This window comes from Streptomyces aquilus, assembly GCF_003955715.1.
GTDB lineage: Bacteria > Actinomycetota > Actinomycetes > Streptomycetales > Streptomycetaceae > Streptomyces > Streptomyces aquilus.
Genome location: NZ_CP034463.1, coordinates 580,956 through 598,847, shown reverse-complemented (window position 1 = coordinate 598,847; position 17,892 = coordinate 580,956). Strand labels below are relative to the sequence as shown.

General features: G+C 70.5%; 19 protein-coding genes and 1 pseudogene. 17 read left to right on the top strand and 3 right to left on the bottom strand.

Going from position 1 to position 17,892, the window contains the following annotated elements; all coding sequences use genetic code 11:
- Window positions 1-115 precede the first annotated feature (115 nt).
- The 11 genes from EJC51_RS02930 to EJC51_RS02880 all read left to right on the top strand — a co-directional run bounded on the left by EJC51_RS02930 (window position 116) and on the right by EJC51_RS02880 (window position 9,765).
- Window positions 116-664, top strand: a complete 549-nt coding sequence (locus tag EJC51_RS02930) for a hypothetical protein (protein ID WP_166682814.1) — start codon at window positions 116-118, stop codon at window positions 662-664.
- Window positions 665-818: 154 nt separating this feature from the next.
- Window positions 819-1,124, top strand: a complete 306-nt coding sequence (locus EJC51_RS02925; protein ID WP_126269539.1) for an MSMEG_0570 family nitrogen starvation response protein — start codon at window positions 819-821, stop codon at window positions 1,122-1,124.
- Window positions 1,121-2,476 (top strand): MSMEG_0569 family flavin-dependent oxidoreductase, encoded by a 1,356-nt coding sequence (locus EJC51_RS02920; protein WP_244362446.1) that lies wholly within the window; start codon window positions 1,121-1,123, stop codon window positions 2,474-2,476. Before EJC51_RS02925 ends, EJC51_RS02920 begins: the two co-directional genes overlap by 4 nt.
- Window positions 2,477-2,595: 119 nt before the next feature.
- Complete coding sequence (locus tag EJC51_RS02915) at window positions 2,596-3,411, top strand: amidohydrolase family protein (RefSeq protein ID WP_126269538.1); 816 nt, start codon at window positions 2,596-2,598, stop codon at window positions 3,409-3,411.
- A 51-nt stretch (window positions 3,412-3,462) separates the two neighbouring features.
- Complete coding sequence (locus EJC51_RS02910) at window positions 3,463-3,993, top strand: MSMEG_0572/Sll0783 family nitrogen starvation response protein (RefSeq protein WP_097259534.1); 531 nt, start codon at window positions 3,463-3,465, stop codon at window positions 3,991-3,993.
- Window positions 3,994-4,003: 10 nt separating this feature from the next.
- A complete protein-coding gene (locus EJC51_RS02905) occupies window positions 4,004-5,095 on the top strand; it encodes an MSMEG_0568 family radical SAM protein (protein ID WP_244362443.1) in 1,092 nt (363 codons plus the stop codon).
- The gene (locus tag EJC51_RS02900; RefSeq protein WP_244362440.1) at window positions 5,092-6,531 is read left to right on the top strand and encodes an MSMEG_0567/sll0787 family protein; all 1,440 of its coding nucleotides are present in this window, start codon (window positions 5,092-5,094) and stop codon (window positions 6,529-6,531) included. The genes EJC51_RS02905 and EJC51_RS02900 overlap by 4 nt, the downstream gene beginning before the upstream one ends.
- Window positions 6,528-7,379, top strand: coding sequence for a carbon-nitrogen hydrolase family protein (locus tag EJC51_RS02895; RefSeq protein ID WP_126269537.1), 852 nt, complete (start codon window positions 6,528-6,530; stop codon window positions 7,377-7,379). Before EJC51_RS02900 ends, EJC51_RS02895 begins: the two co-directional genes overlap by 4 nt.
- A complete protein-coding gene (locus EJC51_RS02890; RefSeq protein WP_126269536.1) occupies window positions 7,376-8,212 on the top strand; it encodes a carbon-nitrogen hydrolase family protein in 837 nt (278 codons plus the stop codon). The genes EJC51_RS02895 and EJC51_RS02890 overlap by 4 nt, the downstream gene beginning before the upstream one ends.
- Window positions 8,209-9,321: an MSMEG_0565 family glycosyltransferase gene (locus EJC51_RS02885; RefSeq protein ID WP_126269535.1), complete on the top strand. Its 1,113-nt coding sequence runs from the start codon at window positions 8,209-8,211 to the stop codon at window positions 9,319-9,321. The genes EJC51_RS02890 and EJC51_RS02885 overlap by 4 nt, the downstream gene beginning before the upstream one ends.
- A 54-nt stretch (window positions 9,322-9,375) precedes the next feature.
- The gene (locus EJC51_RS02880; RefSeq protein WP_126269534.1) at window positions 9,376-9,765 is read left to right on the top strand and encodes a VOC family protein; all 390 of its coding nucleotides are present in this window, start codon (window positions 9,376-9,378) and stop codon (window positions 9,763-9,765) included.
- On the opposite strand, the gene EJC51_RS02875 is transcribed toward EJC51_RS02880, so the two are convergent.
- Window positions 9,707-10,909, bottom strand: coding sequence for a sensor histidine kinase (locus EJC51_RS02875; protein WP_126269533.1), 1,203 nt, complete (start codon window positions 10,907-10,909; stop codon window positions 9,707-9,709). The two genes, EJC51_RS02880 and EJC51_RS02875, sit on opposite strands and share 59 nt — an antisense overlap.
- 253 nt (window positions 10,910-11,162) lie before the next feature.
- Between EJC51_RS02875 and EJC51_RS02870 the strand changes: the two genes are divergently transcribed.
- Window positions 11,163-11,504, top strand: a complete 342-nt coding sequence (locus tag EJC51_RS02870; protein WP_126269532.1) for an ArsR/SmtB family transcription factor — start codon at window positions 11,163-11,165, stop codon at window positions 11,502-11,504.
- A 128-nt stretch (window positions 11,505-11,632) separates the two neighbouring features.
- Here EJC51_RS02870 and EJC51_RS02865 read toward each other — a convergent pair whose 3' ends face one another.
- Window positions 11,633-12,313 carry an NAD(P)H oxidoreductase gene (locus EJC51_RS02865; protein ID WP_126269531.1) on the bottom strand — a complete coding sequence of 227 codons (681 nt, stop codon included), beginning with the start codon at window positions 12,311-12,313 and terminating at the stop codon, window positions 11,633-11,635.
- A gap of 112 nt (window positions 12,314-12,425) precedes the next feature.
- Here EJC51_RS02865 and EJC51_RS02860 point away from each other — a divergent pair, with 112 nt between their 5' ends.
- The 5 genes and pseudogenes from EJC51_RS02860 (at window position 12,426) to EJC51_RS02840 (ending at window position 16,717) form a co-directional block, all read left to right on the top strand.
- Entirely contained in the window at window positions 12,426-13,358 is a 933-nt protein-coding gene (locus tag EJC51_RS02860; protein ID WP_126269530.1) for an AraC family transcriptional regulator, read from the top strand.
- 160 nt (window positions 13,359-13,518) lie between these two features.
- Window positions 13,519-13,602, top strand: a pseudogene (locus tag EJC51_RS02855) (IS5/IS1182 family transposase); the annotation flags it as partial.
- 221 nt (window positions 13,603-13,823) lie between these two features.
- A complete protein-coding gene (locus EJC51_RS02850; RefSeq protein WP_244362437.1) occupies window positions 13,824-14,777 on the top strand; it encodes an LLM class flavin-dependent oxidoreductase in 954 nt (317 codons plus the stop codon).
- 412 nt (window positions 14,778-15,189) lie between these two features.
- On the top strand, window positions 15,190-15,699 hold the full coding sequence (locus EJC51_RS02845; RefSeq protein WP_244362434.1) for a hypothetical protein: 510 nt from the start codon (window positions 15,190-15,192) through the stop codon (window positions 15,697-15,699).
- A 166-nt stretch (window positions 15,700-15,865) separates the two neighbouring features.
- Window positions 15,866-16,717, top strand: a complete 852-nt coding sequence (locus tag EJC51_RS02840) for an SCO6745 family protein (protein ID WP_244362431.1) — start codon at window positions 15,866-15,868, stop codon at window positions 16,715-16,717.
- Between the two features lie 322 nt (window positions 16,718-17,039).
- On the opposite strand, the gene EJC51_RS49525 is transcribed toward EJC51_RS02840, so the two are convergent.
- Complete coding sequence (locus tag EJC51_RS49525) at window positions 17,040-17,582, bottom strand: helix-turn-helix domain-containing protein (RefSeq protein WP_126269529.1); 543 nt, start codon at window positions 17,580-17,582, stop codon at window positions 17,040-17,042.
- Window positions 17,583-17,892 lie beyond the last annotated feature (310 nt).

Below are 17,892 nucleotides of genomic sequence, written 5' to 3'. Positions count from 1 at the left end.
CGCCCGGTGACCGTGACTGTTGCGGCGAGTCGGAGGCGGTCAGAGGGGTGGCCGACGGCGGTTCCGACCCAACGGCGTGCCTCGCTGACGCATGATGAAGGCGCATGATGAGAACGTGCGTGCTCAACTTTCGTACCAGCCCCAGGACGAGCGCCAGGCCTCGTCCCTCGCCGCCGCCCTGGCGCGGGCCGGTGCCGATGTCGTGCCAACCGCCGATGCCGATGCCGATGCCGACGCCGGCGCAGACGCTGCCGGGACGGACGCCGTCGTCCTGCTGTGGTCGTACGCCGCCCAGGCCGCCGGGGTCACCGCCCCGGCGGGAGGCGAACGCGTCGTACCCGTCCGCCTCGACGACTGCTCTCTGCCACCCCTGCTGAGTCACCTGCCCCAAGTACGCCTGGCCGTCGGCGTGACGGACGCGGCAGCGGCCGCGATCGCGCGCCTCGCCCTGACCGACCCGCCCGTCGGCGACAAGGGGGTTGAACCCGAACTCCCTGTGGTCATCAGCGACTTCGGTCCCCTGGGTCAGTACGAGACGTGTCCGCGGTGCGGTGTCGGCAGTGACCGGCTGCGCCCCTACGTCACTGTCGATCACCACGACGACCGTGCCCTGCGTCTCGTGATCTGCGGTTCGTGCGGCTGGCAGGACCACGGCGACCTCTGACCGCTGAGGGGCACGGAATTTCCGGTGCGCCGGCGTGAGGGTTTGGCAACTCCCCTTTATTCCGGATGACTTGGTTCGGTAATCCCCGAGGGCTGGAGTTGTTCTCCACGGACAGCGGCGAGGTAAGACCTCGGCGCCCGGCATGGAGGATGTCATGCCCGAGATGTATTTTCATGTGCGCTGGCCCGATGGCATGACCCAGCGCTGCTATTCCCCCTCCACGGTGGTCGAGGACTATTTCGTTCCCGGCAGCCAGTACGCACTTGGTGATTTCGTAGAACGCAGCCGGACGGCACTCGGTATCGCCGGGGAGCGCGTGAAGGAGAAGTTCGGCTTCTTCTGTACCGGTGCCTCCGACCAGCTCGCGCAGATCGAGCGGACCGCCGCCGCGTACGCCACCGTCAGCGATGCCAGGGTCACGGTCGAAGCCCTGACCGGCATCGACGGGAGCACGCGGTGAGCTCGGCCGCGGCGATACGGCCGGTCGGCGCCCTCCCTGACAGCCTGACGGACGGGGGGAGTTCTCCGATCCCGGTGGTCGTGGTCGGCGGTGGTCAGGCGGGGCTGTCGATGAGCTACTGCCTCGGTCGGCGTGGTGTCGAGCACGTCGTCATCGAGGCGAACCGGGTCGGGCACGAGTGGCGTGAGCGCCGCTGGGACTCCTTCTGCCTGGTGACCCCCAACTGGCAGTGCAGGCTGCCCGGTTATCCGTACCAGGGCGATGACCCGGACGGGTTCATGGTCCGTGACGAGATCGTCCGCTACCTGGAGGACTATGTCTCCTTCTTCCGGCCGCCACTGGTGGAGGGTGTGACGGTCACCCGGCTGCGCCGCTCGCCGAGCGGTGTCTTCGAACTCTCCACCACCGCCGGGGACTTCACCGCCGAGCAGGTGGTGGTCGCCACCGGCCCCTACCACACGCCGTCCGTCCCGCCGATGGCCCAGCGCCTGCCCGACGCCATCACCCAGGTCCACTCCTCCCGCTACCGCAGTCCCGACCAGCTCCCCGAGGGAGCGGTCCTGGTGGTCGGCACCGGCCAGTCCGGCTGCCAGATCGCCGAGGACCTTCACCTCGCCGGGCGCCAGGTGCATTTGGCCGTCGGCAGTGCCCCTCGTGTGGCCCGCCGCTACCGCGGCCGCGACTGCGTGGCCTGGCTCGACGACATGGGTCACTACGACAGGTCCATCGACGAGTTCGGCGACGCCGGCGCCGTGCGCATGCGGGTCAACCACTACGTGACCGGACGCGACGGCGGCCGCGACATCGACCTGCGCGGCTTCGCCCGCGACGGCATGCGGCTGTACGGGCGGCTCACCGCAATCACCGGTACCGATCTGGAGTTCGCCGACGACCTGAAGGTGAACCTGGACCACGCCGACGCGGTCGCCGAGGGCATCAAGGACGCCATCGACGCCCACATCACCGCGCACGGCATCGCCGTCCCGACTGAGCCCAGGTACGTCCCCGTCTGGGAGCCGCACGAGCAGCCGCGCGCACTGAATCTGGAGGCCGCCGGCATCACCTCGGTGATCTGGTCGACCGGCTTCCGGCGCGATCACCGGTGGATCGAGGCCCCGGTCTTCGACGGTCGCGGCTACCCGATGCACTGGCGCGGCGCCACCAGCACACCCGGCCTGCACTTCCTCGGTCTGCCCTGGCAGTACTCGTGGGGCTCGGGCCGCTTCGAGGCGGTGGGCCGGGACGCCGAGTTCCTCGCGGACCACATCGACGCCTCGCGCCGCCTGGCCGACGTGTGCGGCACGCTCACCGGAGCCCCCAGCGAACTCGCCTCCGCCCTCCCGATCGGCTGAGGAACCACACCATCCGGCTGAGGAACCCACACCATCCGGCTCAGGAACCACACCATCCGGCTCAGGGGACCCACACCATCCGGCTCAGGAACCACACCACGCGGTTGAGGAACCACACCATGGTCCACGACGCACACCGCCACATCGGCGTCCTGCCCGCCTATCCCTTCTACGGCGGCCCACCCGTCAACCCGGACACCACCGCCCGCGCCACCGTCAAGCAGCTCATCGCCGACCTGGACGCGGAGGGCACCGAACGGGCCCTGGTCATCCCCAACTACGGCGTCCCGGACCCCGCGATCGCCTTCTCCTTCAACGAACTGGCGCTGGAAGCCGCACAGAGCGACGACCGCATCCGCGCCGGACTGTGGGTCTCCCCGCGCCCCGAGGACGCCCAACGCACCGAGAAAGCCCTCCAGTTGGCGGGCGAGCCCGGAGTCAAGGCCCTCAAGCTGAGCTTCCTGCTGGGCGGCCGCCCCACGGACCCCGCCTGCCGCCCCCAGCTCGACCGCATCTTCGCCGAAGCCGCCCGACACCACCTCGTCGTCCACGTCCACACCTCTCCCGGCGCCGCCTCCGACATCGACGAGATCGGCCATCTCGTCGACTGGTACGCCGGCCAAGTGCCCGTCCACCTCGTGCACTTCGGCGGCGGGATGAGCGGCCACATCAAGCTCGTCGGCTCCCGGTTCTTCGACTGGATCAGCGCCGGCAAGCGCGTCTACACCGATCTCTCCTGGGCCATCGGCTTCACTCCCCGCTGGCTGGCCCAGGAGATCGAGCGCCGCGGCATCGGCCACGACCGGGTGCTCTTCGCCAGCGACCAGCCGTGGGGTGACTTCACCGGCGAGTACGCCCGCCTCGCCGAAGCCACCGGCGGCGGCGAACTCGGCGACCTGGTCTTCCGGGACACGTTCGCCGCGCTCTACGACTGACCGACCCCACACTCCAACACCCTCCCTTCCGGTACGCACAAGGAGACCGCCATGTCCGAATCCGCCGTCACCGCCGAACTCTCCGACGTCGAGCAGAAGTCCCTCGACGAGATCCCGCACCCCTCGCTCCCCGAGGGCACCAGCATCTACGGCTCCACCAAGGTCTTCCCCGACTACCAGGCCGAGAACGGCGAGACCTACTTCACCCTCGTCCACGGCATCGCCCACGAGTCCTCGGTCTCCTTCGTCGCCGTCCTCCAGGCCACCCGCGCCCTGCGCAAGGGCTTCGAGACCGCCATCTACTTCTACGGGCCCGGCTCCCTCAACTGCCTCGCCACCCGCGGCTTCCCGACCACCGGCAACTCCGCCTTCCCCGGCGAGCACAACATCAACAACCAGCTCAAGACGTTCATCGCCGAGGGCGGCAAGGTCTACTGCTGCCGCTTCGGTCTGTCCCTGCACGGCGCCCGCGAGGAGGACCTGATCGAGGGCGTGATCCCCACCCACCCCCTGGACGTCCAGGACGCGCTGATCCACTACGCGCGCAAGGGCGCCATCATCAACTCCACCTACCAGCTGTAGGGAGAACGGCGTGAGCGTTGGCACCGGGAACAGCGGTACGGCGGTGGACGTGCGGATCATGACCCGCGCCGAACTCGCCCTGCGCGGAGTCGCGTCGGACGCGCCCGTGCGGCGGCCGGACGGCGCGGGGCCCAGCGACGACGGACACGTCCTCGTCGACGGTGCCAACGCCGCGCTCCCGCTCAACCCCCACAGTCCCTACTCCGTGCGGGACGGCAAGGTGTGGCTCGGCGACGAGGACACCGGAATCTCCCTCACTCCTGTCCGGCGACCGAAGTTCTACGACCTGACCACGTCCGACGGCATCCGCTACGAGCAGATCGCCCGCCTGCACGGCTCGGACGTCCTGGCCACCACCGTCGTACAGACCTGCATCCGCTACGCCGAGTCCGACCGCTGCCGCTTCTGCACCATCGAGGAGTCCCTGCGCTCGGGTGCCACCGTGGCCGCCAAGACCCCCGCGCAGCTCGCCGAGGTCGCCGAGGCCGCCGTACGGCTCGACGGCGTACGGCAGATGGTGATGACCACCGGCACCACCACCGGACCCGACCGCGGCGCCCGCACCCTCGTACGGTCGGTCCGGGCCGTACTGGCGGCCGTGCCCGGTCTGCCGATCCAGGTGCAGTGCGAACCGCCCGGCGACCTCACCTGGATCCGCGCCCTGCACGACGCAGGCGCCACCGCCATCGGCATCCATGTCGAGTCCCTCGACGACGAGGTACGCCGACGCTGGATGCCCGGCAAGTCGACGGTCCCGCTGGCCGAGTACGAGGCGGCGTGGGACGAGGCGGTGCGCGTCTTCGGACCGAACCGGGTCTCCACCTACCTCCTTGTCGGACTGGGGGAGGATCCCGACGAACTCGTCGCCGGGGCGGGCAGGTTGATCGAGCGGGGGGTGTACCCGTTCGTCGTCCCGTTCCGCCCGATGAGCGGCACCCTCGCCGCCCGCGACGGCGTCGGGGCACCCCGCGCGGAACTCCTGACGTACGTCACCGAGGGCGTCGCCGCGAAGCTGCGCGCCGCCGGAATGAGCGGCGCCGACCAGAAGGCCGGCTGCGCGGCCTGCGGCGCTTGCAGTGTGCTCCAGGCAGCGGGCGGGTGAGCGCCGTGAACCTCGACGGCTCCGTCGCGCTGCCGACCGTGGACGATCCGCAGGACATCCTGGCCCTGCTGGGCGACCGCAGCACGCTCGCCCGCCGGCCCGCCTTCCGCATCGAGGAGGCGGAGGGCACGGCGGACATGGCCGCCTACCGGGAGCTGCGCCGCGCCGCCTTCGTCCAGGAGCAGGGGCTCTTCGCCCATCACGACCTGGACGACCACGACACCGACCCCCGGACCGTCGTCCTGGTCGCGAAGGACCCGGAGGGCACCGTGGTGGGCGGTGTGCGCCTGTGCCCGGTCGACGACGGCCCCGACCTCGGCTGGTGGCAGGGCGGGCGTCTGGTCGTCGCCCGCCGGGCCCGCGGCCCGCACGGCATCGGCGCCGCGCTCGTCCGGGCCGCCTGCGCCCGCGCCGAGGCGGAGGGCGTGCTGCGGTTCGACGCGACCGTCCAGGCGCGCAACGAGGTGCTGTTCCGGCGCCTTGGCTGGCAGCGGGTGCGGAACACGACGGTGGCGGGCGTGCCGCACGTCCTGATGCGCTGGCCGATCGGCCGCGTCGCCGCCCTCGCGGCGGCCACGAAGTCCCCCCTCGGACCACTCCTCACCGCGCTGGCCCCACCCCAGGGCTTCGTCGGTGACGACGGCGCCCCCGTCCCCGGCACCGACCTGATCGCGGCGTGCGACGCGATCGTGCCGTCCATGGTCGAACGGGACCCCGACTGGGCGGGCTGGTGCGCGGTCCTCGTGAATGTCAACGACCTCGCGGCGATGGGCGCCGCACCGCTCGGGCTGCTGGACGCGGTCGGCGCCCGCGACGCCGCGCACGCCGCCCGGATCCTGGCCGGACTGACCCGGGCGGCACAGGCGTACGACATTCCGGTGCTCGGCGGCCACACCCAGCTCGGCGTGCCGGCCGCGCTGTCGGTGACCGCGCTCGGCCGCACGGACCGGCCGGTGCCCGGTGGCGGCGGCCGCCCCGGGCACGCCGTACGCCTCACCGCCGACCTCGGCGGGAACTGGCGCCCGGGCTACCGGGGCCGCCAATGGGACTCGACCAGCCACCGCCGTAGCGACGAACTGCGCACCATGACCGGCGCGGTGGCCGCCGCGCGGCCCGCCGCCGCCAAGGACGTGTCCATGGCGGGCATCGCCGGCACCCTCGGCATGCTCACCGAGGCGAGCGGCTGCCGCGCGGTGCTCGACGTGGCCGCCGTGCCCCGGCCGGGAGCGGCGACGGTGGGGGACTGGTTCACCTGTTTCCCGGGCTTCGCCATGCTCACGGCCGACGAACCGGGCGCACCGCCCCTGCCCGCCGGACCCGCCACGGGCGCGGTGTGCGGGGAGCTCACCGAAGGAGAAGGCGTCGGGCTGCGCTGGCCCGACGGAGAGATCACCGAAGCGGTCATGTCCACCGTGACCGGGATGGGGACAGCATGACCACCCTGCGCATGGCCGCCGTCGCCGCCGAGTTCGGCCGCGACCTGGAGGAGGACTTCCAGATCGCCGAACGGCTGATCAAGGAAGCCCGGGAGGAGGGCGTCCGCCTGCTGGCGCTGCCCGAGGCGTGCCTCGGCGGGTATCTGCTCAGCCTCGACGATTCCACCGAACTCGACGAGGGCCCGCCCGCGCTGGCCCTCGACGGCCCCGAGATCCGCCGACTGGCCTCCCTGGCAGGGGAGATGACGGTCGTCGCCGGCTACTGCGAAGCGGCCGGGGAAGCCCGCTACAACAGCGTCGTCTGCGTCACCGGCGACGGCGTCCTCGGCAACCACCGCAAGGTCCACCAGCCCCTCAGCGAGGACGCCAGCTACGCCTCCGGGGACCGCTTCCACGCCTTCGACACCCCGGTCGGGCGGATCGGCATGATGATCTGCTACGACAAGGCCTTCCCGGAGTCCGCCCGCGCGCTCGCCCTCGACGGCGCCGAGATCGGCGTCTGTGTCTCCGCCTGGCCCGGATCCCGGACGAACGCGGCCGCCAGCCTCGAAGAGGACCGCTGGAAACGCCGCTTCGACCTGTTCGACCGGGCCCGCGCGCTGGAGAACCAGATCGTGTGGCTGTCGGCCAACCAGGCGGGCACGTTCGGGTCGCTACGCTTCGTCGGCAGCGCCAAGGTCGTCGACCCCGGCGGCGAGATCCTCGCCGACACGGGCGTCGCCGCCGGCGTCGCCGTCGCCGAACTGGACGTCGCACAGGCACTGGAGACCGCCCGCCGGTCGATGGGACACCTGCGCGACCGGCGGCCCGAGACCTACGACATACCCACGGGAGCAGTCAGCGCATGAGCACGATCCGGATCGCGGCCGCGGCCGCCCACTTCGGCCGCGACCTGGAGTTCGACCTGGCCCGCATCGCCAAGCTCATCGACGACGCGCGCGCCTCCGGCGCCGGTCTGCTGGTCCTGCCCGACGCCGCGCTCGGCGGCTACCTCGCCGACCTGCGCCACCCCGACCCGGACGCCCTGCCGCCGGCCCTGAAGCCGGACGACCCGCTGATCCTCCAAGTCGCCCGCCTGGCCGCCGAGATGGTGGTCTGCCTCGGCTACTGCGAGGACGGCGGCGACGAGCGCTACAACGCCGCGGTCTGCGTCAGCGGCGACGGTGTCCTCGGCCGCCACCGCAAGGTCCACCTGCCGGCCGGTGAGGTCGCCGCCTACGCGCCCGGTGACCGCTTCGACGCCTTCGACACCCCCGTGGGCCGCGTCGGCATGCTCATCGACTACGACAAGACGTTCCCCGAGTCGGCCCGCTCGCTGGCCCTGGACGGCGCCGAGATCCTCGCCTGCCTCTCCGCCTGGCCCACGTCCCTCACCAACCGCGCCCCGCGCATGGCCCAGGACCGGCAGGCCAAGCTCTTCGACCTGTACGACCAGGCCCGCGCCGCCGAGAACCAGGTCGTCCTCGCCTCCTCCAACCAGACCGGTGCCATGGGCGGCATGCGGTTCCTCGGTCAGTCCAAGGTGGTCGGTCCCGGCGGTGACATCCTCGCCCGCACCTGGTCCAAGGCCGGCCTGGCGGTCGCCGAGATCGACGTCGCCGAGGAGATCGACCGCGCCCGCCGCATCCTGCGCCACCTCGACGAACGCCGGCCCGACGCCTACCGGGAGAACCCGTCGTGAAGATCGCTCTGCTGAGCTACTCCACCAAGCCGCGCGGCGGCGTCGTCCACACCCTCGCCCTCGCCGAGGCGCTTGCCGCGGCCGGGCAGGACGTCACGGTGTGGACGCTGGGCCGCGGCGGCGACGCGGGATTCTTCCGGCCGGTCGACCCCGCCGTACGGCTGCGGATCGTGCCGTTCCCGGACAGCCCGCCCGAGGAGTCGGTCGGCGAACGAATCCTGCGCTCCATCGCCGTCCTGGGTACGGCTTTCGAGCCCTTCGCGGCGGCGTACGACATCGTCCACGCCCAGGACTGCATCAGCGCCAACGCGGTCGGTGGCCGCTGCGTCCGCACGGTCCACCACATCGACCACTTCACCACCCCCGAACTGGCCGCCTGCCACGAGCGGGCCATCGTCGAGCCGTACGCGCACATCTGCGTGTCGGCGGCCGTCGCCACGGAACTGGCCGACGGCTGGGGCCTCAAGGCGGCGGTCATCCCCAACGGAGTGGCCTACGACCGCTTCGCCACCACCGATCCGGCCGCCCGCGCCAACTGGCGGGCCCGTCTGGGCCGTTACGTCCTCACCGTCGGCGGCATCGAACCCCGCAAGGGTTCGCTGGACCTGCTGGAGGCGTACGCCCTCCTGCGCTCCGCACACCCGGACGTACGGTTGGTGATCGCGGGCGGCGAGACCCTCTTCGACTACCGCGACTACCGAGCGCGCTGGGAGGCACGCGCAGCCGAACTGAGCGTCGAACCGGTCGTGTTGGGCCAGGTCGCCGAGGACGAGCTGCCGCCCCTGGTGGCCGCCGCCTCAGCTTTCGCCTTCCCCTCCGTCAAGGAGGGCTTCGGACTGGCCGCAATGGAGGCACTCGCCGCGGGAGTTCCGCTGGTCGTACGCGATCTGCCCGTCCTGCGCGAGGTGTTCGACAGCGCGGCCCGTTTCGCGACCACCCACCAGGACCTCGCCGCAGAACTCGGCGCCGCGCTCACGGACGACACCTCCGCGCGCCGGGAGAGGGGTCGCCGACTCGCCGCCCGCCACACCTGGACCACCGCCGCGGAAAGCCATCTGGCGTTCTACGGCTCTCAGCTGAGGGGCGGCGAGGATCCCGGGCGCACCTGACGGGGAGTTCGCGTCCGCGGCCGCCGCTGAATCCGCGTTTGAGAGGATCGAGGCATGGCGGACTCATCCATGCAGATCAATGCCCTCATCGTCGACGCCGCGGACCCCGAACGGCTCGCTGCTTTCTGGTCCGAGCTGCTCGGTCGGCCGGTCGTGGGCCGCACGGGCCCCTATGTGTGGCTGCGGCGGGAGAACGAGCTGGGACTGGGCTTTCAGCGGACTGCCGAACCCAAGTCGGGCAAGAACCGGATGCACTTCGACGTCACCTCTCCCGATCCCGCCGCCGAGCAGCAACGGATCGAGACCCTCGGCGGGCGCAGGCTGGAGCAGTACGCGGACGGCGGGTTCCTGGTGATGGCGGACCCCGAGGGCAATGAGTTCTGCGTCATCCCGGAGGGCCCCTTCGAACTCGACGACGAGGGGCGCGCGCACTACCTCGGCTGATGGTGGAACGTTGATGGCGGTGGAGTTCGGACCGGAGGGCATCGGCGTCAAGCCCCTCGCTCCTCGGTGAGGACCCGACTCCGGTCATCGGCCAGGTCCGAGGCGTGGTGACAGGCTCGGTGGCGGAGCGGAAGACGGGGCTCTTGCGGCGGTGCGGCTCGGAAGGACCGCTGTCGGTGATGTCGACGACCACCTCCTCGGTGCGGTACTCGACGCGGAGAGTGGCCTGGGTCGGCCCGGCATGGCGTACGACGTTGGTGAGGGCCTCCTGGGCGATGCGATACGCCGACAGGTCCACCGCGGCGGGGAGCGGGCGGGCCGTACCGCGGATGTCGAGGCTCAGGTCGACGCCGGCACTGCGGATCTGGCCGGCCAGCGCGGCCGCGTCGGCCAGCCCGGGGGTGGGAGTGAGCGCAGGGTCGACAGCGTGCTCGTGGCGCAGTACCTCGACGAGCAACCGCATCTCGTGGAGGGCCTGGCGGGTGGTGGTCTCGACGATGCGGAGGGTCTCCACCACCTGGGCCGGATCGCTGTTCATGACCATGCGCGCGACCCCGGCGCGCACCGCGATGAGGCTCATCGAGTGCGCGACGATGTCGTGCAGTTCGCGGGCGATGACCAGCCGCTCGTCGATGGCGGCCTGACGGATCCGGGCGGCGTGCTGCCGTTCGCGTTCGGCCTCTTGCTCGGCAGCGGCGATGATCCTGTCCCGGCGCTCCCGGACGGCAAGGCCGGCGAACCAGCCGACACAGATGATCGCGACGTTGGCGACGAGCACGGCCAGCCAGCTCGAGTTGACCCGCCCGATGCCGACCCCGGCGGCCATCAGCACGCCGGCGACACCGGGGGGAACCCACCAGAACACGTATTCCGCCGACTTCGCGGTGGTGTAGGCGGTGAGGGCGACGCAGACCGACACCTGCGGTGCGCCGCCGAGCGCGGCGACCATGAAGGCACACAGCGAGGCCACGGCGAACGACAAGCGCGGGCAAAACCGTCGGGCGGCAACGGCGAGAGCGGCGAGGACTATGCCCGCGGTCCGCAGCGCGGCCTCGTCGTCGGCGGCGTGGCGGGCGCCGCTACGGGCGTCGGCCCAGAGCAGACCGACGCACAGCAGGGCGGCGAGCGCAACGTCGAGGAGCACCAGGGGCTGCGGTCGCCTGGTGAGAAATCGCTGAACCTGCCGCGCTGGAGCGGTGCCGGACACGCCCTCAGGCTACTGATGAGCAGGGGCTGATTCGTCAGCCCACAGTCGTGTTCACCGCGTGCATCGCCCGTTGTACGCCGTCGGGCAGTACACCTGTGGTCGTACTCGACGGCATCCCGATCAACGCGGTCATCCGTCTGTCGGCCTGACCGCAATCGATCAAGATCACCGTCGACTTGAACCTGACGCCGTGACCGAGTCCGAGAGGCCGCCGCTCCTGCCGGAGCCGCCCGTTGATGCGCTACGGCTCGAGGTCGTGTTGGGTGCGCTCGCCGACCCGCTGCGCATGTCCGTGGCGCGCAAACTCCTGCTGGACTCCGATGAGTTCGACCACCCCTGCGGCTGGTTCGGCTTCGACCGCCCGAAGTCCAGCCTCACTCACCACTTCAAGGTCCTCCGCGAAGCCGGTGTGATTCACCAGAGGCAGTACGGACTGGAGCGGCGCAGCCGCCTTCGGATCGACGACCTCAACCGACGTTTCCCCGGCCTGCTCGATCTCATCGCCTCAACAGGCCAGGATCGACGCCACTGAAACGCTTCCCGGCGCGCTCGGAACCAGCACGGGGTGATGCTGCCGCGACTGCGGCCGGCGGACGTTGTACCGGTTCGTGGACGTCGTACATCAGTCCAGGTGGCCAGGTGGCTGGGTGGCTACAAGCCTCAGGCCGCCGCCAGTTCCGCTGCAAGGAACTCTTCCACGGCCTTCTGGGCGCGGCGGTCGAACTCGGCGTACTGCGCCTCGCGCTCGGCTCCCGCAACCGCGTCGCCGACCAGCAGATTGCCGTCGGCATCGATGCGCTGCGGGCGTTCCTCGGCGTCGGGGAGCAGGGCGACGGAGGAGTAGGAGAATCCGCAGTAATAGGCGATGCCCTCGCTGAGGTTGGTCTCCAGCAGGGCCTGCATTCCCTCGGCGACGGGGTCGTCGGAGGTGGCGCCGGCCAGGCCCAGCCACAGCACGCGCTTGCCCGCCAGGCGCGGCTTGCTGCGGCCGTAGGCGAAGCCGTAGTTCCACACGCGATCGATCCAGCCCTTGAGGAGGGCGGGCACGCTCTGCCAGTACACGGGGAACACGGCGACGACGACGTCGGCGTCGAGAACGCGCTGCATATGGGCCTGGACTTCGTCCGAGTACGTCTTCTCACGGTTGCCCCAGTCCGGTTGGTCCGCCACGTTCATCCGCGGGTCGAACCCTTCGGCGTGCAGGTCGAGCAGGTCGACGCGGTATCCGGCGCCCTCGAGTTGCGCGGCGGTACGGCGGGCGGTGTGCGCGGTGAGGGAATCGGCCCGATGGTGTGCGACGACCACAAGTGCGGTCCTGGCAGCGCTGCTGCGGTGCGACACGTCTCCTCCTGGCTGGTCTCGGTCAGTTCGACCAGTCCAGTACAGCCGTGATCCATTAGACGATCCATAGTGGAAACGCTCTACTGCATAGGAGTTCGTCTACGATGGCGTCGTGGATCCCTTGAGTGAGCTGCTCAGTGGCATCCGGGCCGAGGGCTCGGTCGTATGCCACGCCGTGCTGGAGGCGCCCTGGATCATCCGCTTCGTCGACCGCGCCCCGCTCACGATGGTCAGCGTGCTGCGGGGCGGTGGCATCCTGCTGCTGCCCGACGGTGCCGAACAGGCGGTCGGCGTCGGGGACACGGTCATCGTGCGCGGCCCCGACACGTTCTATCTCGTGGACCAGTCGGCCCCCCTCGACCGCCCACGCGTCGAGTACGAAATCGCGTGCTTCGTAGCGGATGCCGAATGCACTGTCCAAGATCTCGGCGGTATCCGTTGGGGCAGCGAACCGGAGGGGGCAACCGCGCTGATCGTGGGCGCCTACCGCGCCTCGGGCCATCGCCATGAACGACTGCTCCGCGCGTTGCCGCCCGTGCTCGTGATCAACGAGGACACAGAGGTCTGCGGCTGGCTGGAGACGGCCGCCGCCGACGCCGCCCTGCGCACAGCCGGCTCCCAGGCTCTGATGGACCGACTACTGGACTGGGCCCTGGTGTGCACGCTGCGTACCTGGTTCGAGCAGGCGGGCTCGGAAGCCCCCGCCTGGTATCGCAGCCTGTCCGACCCGATCCTCGCCCCCGCTCTCGAGGCCTTCCACGCCCGGCCCTCCAGGAGATGGACGGTAGAGGCGCTCGCCACCGAAGCCGGTGTCTCCCGAGCGCTGTTCGCCAAACGCTTCACCAAGGTGATGGGTTGTCCGCCACTGACCTACCTCACCGAATGCCGTATGGCCGAGGCCGAGGCGCTCCTGTCCGACACCGACTCCCCGATCGCCCAGATCGCCAAGTCGGTCGGCTATGCAGACGCCTTCGGCTTCAGCGCCGCCTTCAAACGCCATCGGGGCGTGAGCCCCAGCGCGTTCCGCGCCCGTAAAGCCGCCTGAAGGGCAATGACCGGCACTGTCGAAACGCGCCCTCGCACCGTGCCGGTGGAGGGCCGGGGTCGGCCGCACATCCACAGCCACGATGAACACGTCATCCCCTACGAGATCATGCGCTGGTTCATGGATTGGGTGGCCGACCAGATGAAGCTGGGGGCGCTTCTGCGGCGGGGGGGATGCGGTCCGCACGGGGTGGCCGTGGGGAGTTTCGTTGGAGGACCGGGCGCTGCTGGTGGTCGGGTACTGGAGCGCGGCTCGATTCTCCGTGGCTGTCGCCGCGAAACGTCGTGCCATGGAGGCCGATTTATCCACCCGGACAGGTGTTGACCGAAGGGTGGTTCATATCTACCTTATTTGAAGTCAAACGATTTGAGGGGTGTGGCCTTGGCGCGTCGCCGCCCTCCTCTTGGCCGGAGCCTGGTCCGTGGTGGCGGGCTCCGACCGGGCGTTGAGAAGAGGCAACCGGACATGACACTCCACCCCCGCACCACCCCCCGTATGCTGCTCGTCCTCAGTGAGAACTGGACCCTGACCGGCGGCCGGGCCGACCTGCCCGCTGCCGTCCGCTGGGCCCGCGAGGCGGAGGACGCCGGCTTCGACGCCGTGATGGTCAGCGAGCACATCGTTCTCGGCCCCGACTCGGCAGTTGACGGGATCATGGGCAATCCGCGCGAGTACGCGCTCCCGGGCAACCAGGATCCCTACACACCCTGGCCCGGCTCCTTGCTCCTGTTGGCGGCGATCGCCTCGGTCACCGAGCGCATCCGGCTGGCCGCCGCGGCCGTCCTCGCACCCCTGCGCCACCCGCTGGCACTCGCACGCGAACTCGGCACCCTCGACCTCATCAGCGAGGGCAGGCTGGTGGTGCAGCCCACGGTGAGTTGGAGCAGGGACGAATACGCAGCCCTCGGGGTGCCGTTCGGCCGCCGCGGCAAGCTGCTCGACGAGCACCTGGAGGTCTGGGCGAAGGTGTGGGGCCCCTCGCCCCTCTCGCACGAAGGTCCCGACTACCCCTTTGAAGACGTCTACTTCGAACCCAAGGCGTACCGTCCCGAAGGCCCTCGGCTGTGGTTCGGCGGCCAGCGCCTGCACGGCCCGGTGCTGCGACGGCTCGTGCGCTACGGACACGGCTTCCACCCGCTGGGCCGGCCCACCCCCGAGGATCTCCAGACACTCAAGGACGCCCTGGCCGAGGCGGGCCGGGACATCGCCGACCTGGAGATGATCGGCGGCACGCAGGCGGTGTTTCCCGACGACCGCGGACCGGCCGACCTCGGTCAGGCCCTCGCCTCGATCCCCGAGCAGCTGGAGAGCGGCTTCACGACCTTCTGCATCAAGCCGAACCAGTTCATCGACGCGCCGGACGAGGTCGGGAAGTTCTGCCGTGAGGTCATGCGGCGCGTGGAGGCGCTGACCGCCTGACCTCGCGAGGCTGCGCCCGGCTCCGGACGGCTCGCCGTCGCGCTGCACCCGTTCGACTTCACCGCTCCACGACTTCACCGCTCCACGACGTCGCCGCTCCACGACCGTGCTGCGCGACGGCCGCGTGGCTCACCCGTCGCCGGTGGCGGGACTCTCGCGCGGCGAACTGGTCGCGGCCGTCGGGGGCGCCGCCCCAAGAGGAGCCCGCGGCCCGCACCGGTTCCGGCACGTTCCTCCACGCCACCCCGCCTTGTCGTAGTCGGCCTGCACGGGCCCGGCTTCGGCCCCGTGAGCTTCACCGTCAGCAGCCCGGACACCTCTGGTGTCCGGGACGGACGCGTCGTTGGCGTAACGACGCTTGTGACACCAGTGACAGGACCGCGACAAAGAAGCCCACAACTGTCAGTAGGCCATGCCGGTCTCACTCTGCGTGGACGGCAACGACCGGCCGTCCCGCCACACCATCACCAGGGGGAACACCATGAAGTCGATCCGCCACAAGGCAGTCACCGCCGGCGCCCTCGCCGTCCTGGCACTGGGCGGCACGCTCGCCGCGACGGCTCCGGCCTCGGCCTCCACCGCCGGCGCCTACAACGGAGCGTGCGGCACGGGGTACGAGGTCTTCATGTCGACTCCGATCAACTCTTCGCGGACCACCGTGGCAGCCACCACTTACGTGGCCTACAGCTCCGCGGACAAGCAGTGGTGCGCCGTGACCGTACGCAACAAGCCCGGCGCCCGCGTGTTCATGGAGGTCACGCTGGACACCTGGCCGACCAGCAACTCCACGGCGAGGGACGCCGGCTCTTACACGACCTACGCCGGCCCGGTGTACAAGGACCTCCCCGAGCCGGGCCAGTGCATGACCTGGAGCGGTTCGATCGACATCTACTACAACTCCGACCGTGGCCTGTGCCCGTGACCTGACGGCTGTGGGCGTGGCGGGAAGGTTCCCCGCCGCGCCATCCGGCACAGGGACTCTGCTCCGATCGGTCGCCGCGCGCGCGGCGAGAGCGCCCTGGGTCACCGATGAGTTTGGGTGTACGGCACGGTCCAAGTCGGCACACCTGACAATCAAGGAGAACCCGATGGGTAAGGCGCGCGTGGACTCGACGACTCACATCGCCCGTCGCATGTACGAGCTCTGGGAGCCGATCTGCCTGGTCACCTACTTCGCTGACGAGTGCAACGAGGAACTGGCCGCGCTCGGCCACCGCACCTACTGGGACGGCTACTTCGCCAGCCGCGCAGCGCCGCTGGGACGGGTGCCGGCCGAGGTAGTGCACGCCGCCTTCTACAGCTTCGCCGACGGGGAAGCCGCACGGCACATCCCCAGCGCCTGGGAGACGATCCCGCCCGAGGCATCCCTCGCGGCACGGGAACGGGGCAGCGCGGCCTCGCTGCGGCGGATCCTCGGCGATGAGCTGGCGAAATCCCCGGGGCTGGTGCGCGCGGCCGATCTACTCACTGTGGCCGCGACGAGCGCGCCCACGGAAGGCCGGGTGATGTACGCCGGGATGCGCACCGTCGCGGTGCCGAGCGACCCCGTCGCACGGCTGTGGCACAGCGCGACGATGCTGCGCGAGCACCGCGGTGACGGGCACATCGCCGCGCTCGTCGGGGCACGCATCGGCGGCACACAGGCCCACGTCCTCTCCGCGCTGGACATGGGCATTCATCCGCCGCAGTCGTTCGGGCGCATCCATCACCTGCCGAACAAGCGCCTGGCCGCGGTCATGAACGACCTGCGCGAACGCGGACTCATCGACGCCGACGACCACTTCACCGACGCGGGCCGCGAGACCAAGCAACGCATCGAAACCCTCACGGACGAGCTGGCCGCCGCGCCCTACGACTGCCTGACCCCGGCCGAACTCGACGAACTGATCACCGAGCTCGAACCCATCACCGCCAGGCTGGTGGCCACGGGCTCACAGTGATCCGCCGCAATGGCCGCGGCTGCCAAGGAAGACAGATCCCGAGGAGCGGGCGGTGCTGCACGGAAGGCGCATGGTTGCCGTGCAACCTGGGCCGCTGCTGTCGGAGTGTGAGAGGGTGCCGCGTTCAGCGGTCCCGGTTCGACATCTCTCTGGAGGAGACAGTGCGTAAAGCAGTGCTTGCTGTGTTCGTCGCTTTGGTGACCGTGCTCGCGGTGGCGCCGTTCGCCGACGCGGACCAGACCCAGACCGTCGCCTGCTGCGGCGGCACCGGGGGCTTCTGACTGAGGCAGACGGTGGCCGTCCGCACGGTGCGGGGCGCTGCTCACTGTCCGTGGACGTGTTCCGAGCGCCTCTGCACAGGTGTACGCCTGCGGGACCCTGAGTGGTCGGGTCCGGAAATCCTTCGGGGGTTGATCAAGCTGCCGGCGCGGCGGAGGATTCCTCTTGGCCATCGGCGGGTGTGTCTCGGTCGAGCCGGGCCAGCAGATCGTCCAGGTCGGAGGTGGTGACTTCCACGGGAACGGCTGTGCCGTGGCGTTGTACCGGTCTTCGAATGCTCGGAGCTGGTCCCGGATCTGGGTGAGGTCGGTGAAGTCAGTTCGGCGGCCAGCTCCGGGTACGACCAGCGCGACAACGGCACGCCGGTCTCGGCGGGTAGCCGGCAGGCCAGCGCCTTGGCTTCGGCGACCTGCAAGGCATTGAAGCGGGTGGGGCGCCCTGAGCGCTTGTGGTCGGCCAGGGCCCATGGCCCGCCGTGGGCGAACCGGCCGCGCCAGGCGCGAACCGGGTCCAGGTTGCAGGCCTGTCTCGTGTGCGATGTGCGCGTTGGAGCGCCCCCGCGCCGCGTGCGGGACGATCTGCGCACGGACCCGCAGCCGGTGCTCGGTCTTGTGGCCGAAGGCCATCTTCTTCAACCGCTTGCGCTCGGTGACGGTCGGGACTACCGGGTAGGCCGGGGCAACGGGCATGACAGGCGGGCCGATCGGGAGAAGTGGATCACTCCACCCTGTCGTCTGCTGCACCCGCCTCGGCGGGCAAGGTTCGTCACGCGGCACGGATGGGTGCGTGGATATCCGCCGGGACCGTGCTCGGCGGTCTGCGGTGCTCTGTTCGTCGATCTGCTGGTGAGGACATTGACCGATGACGCGTCTGACGCAGGTGGGGGCCGCCGACGG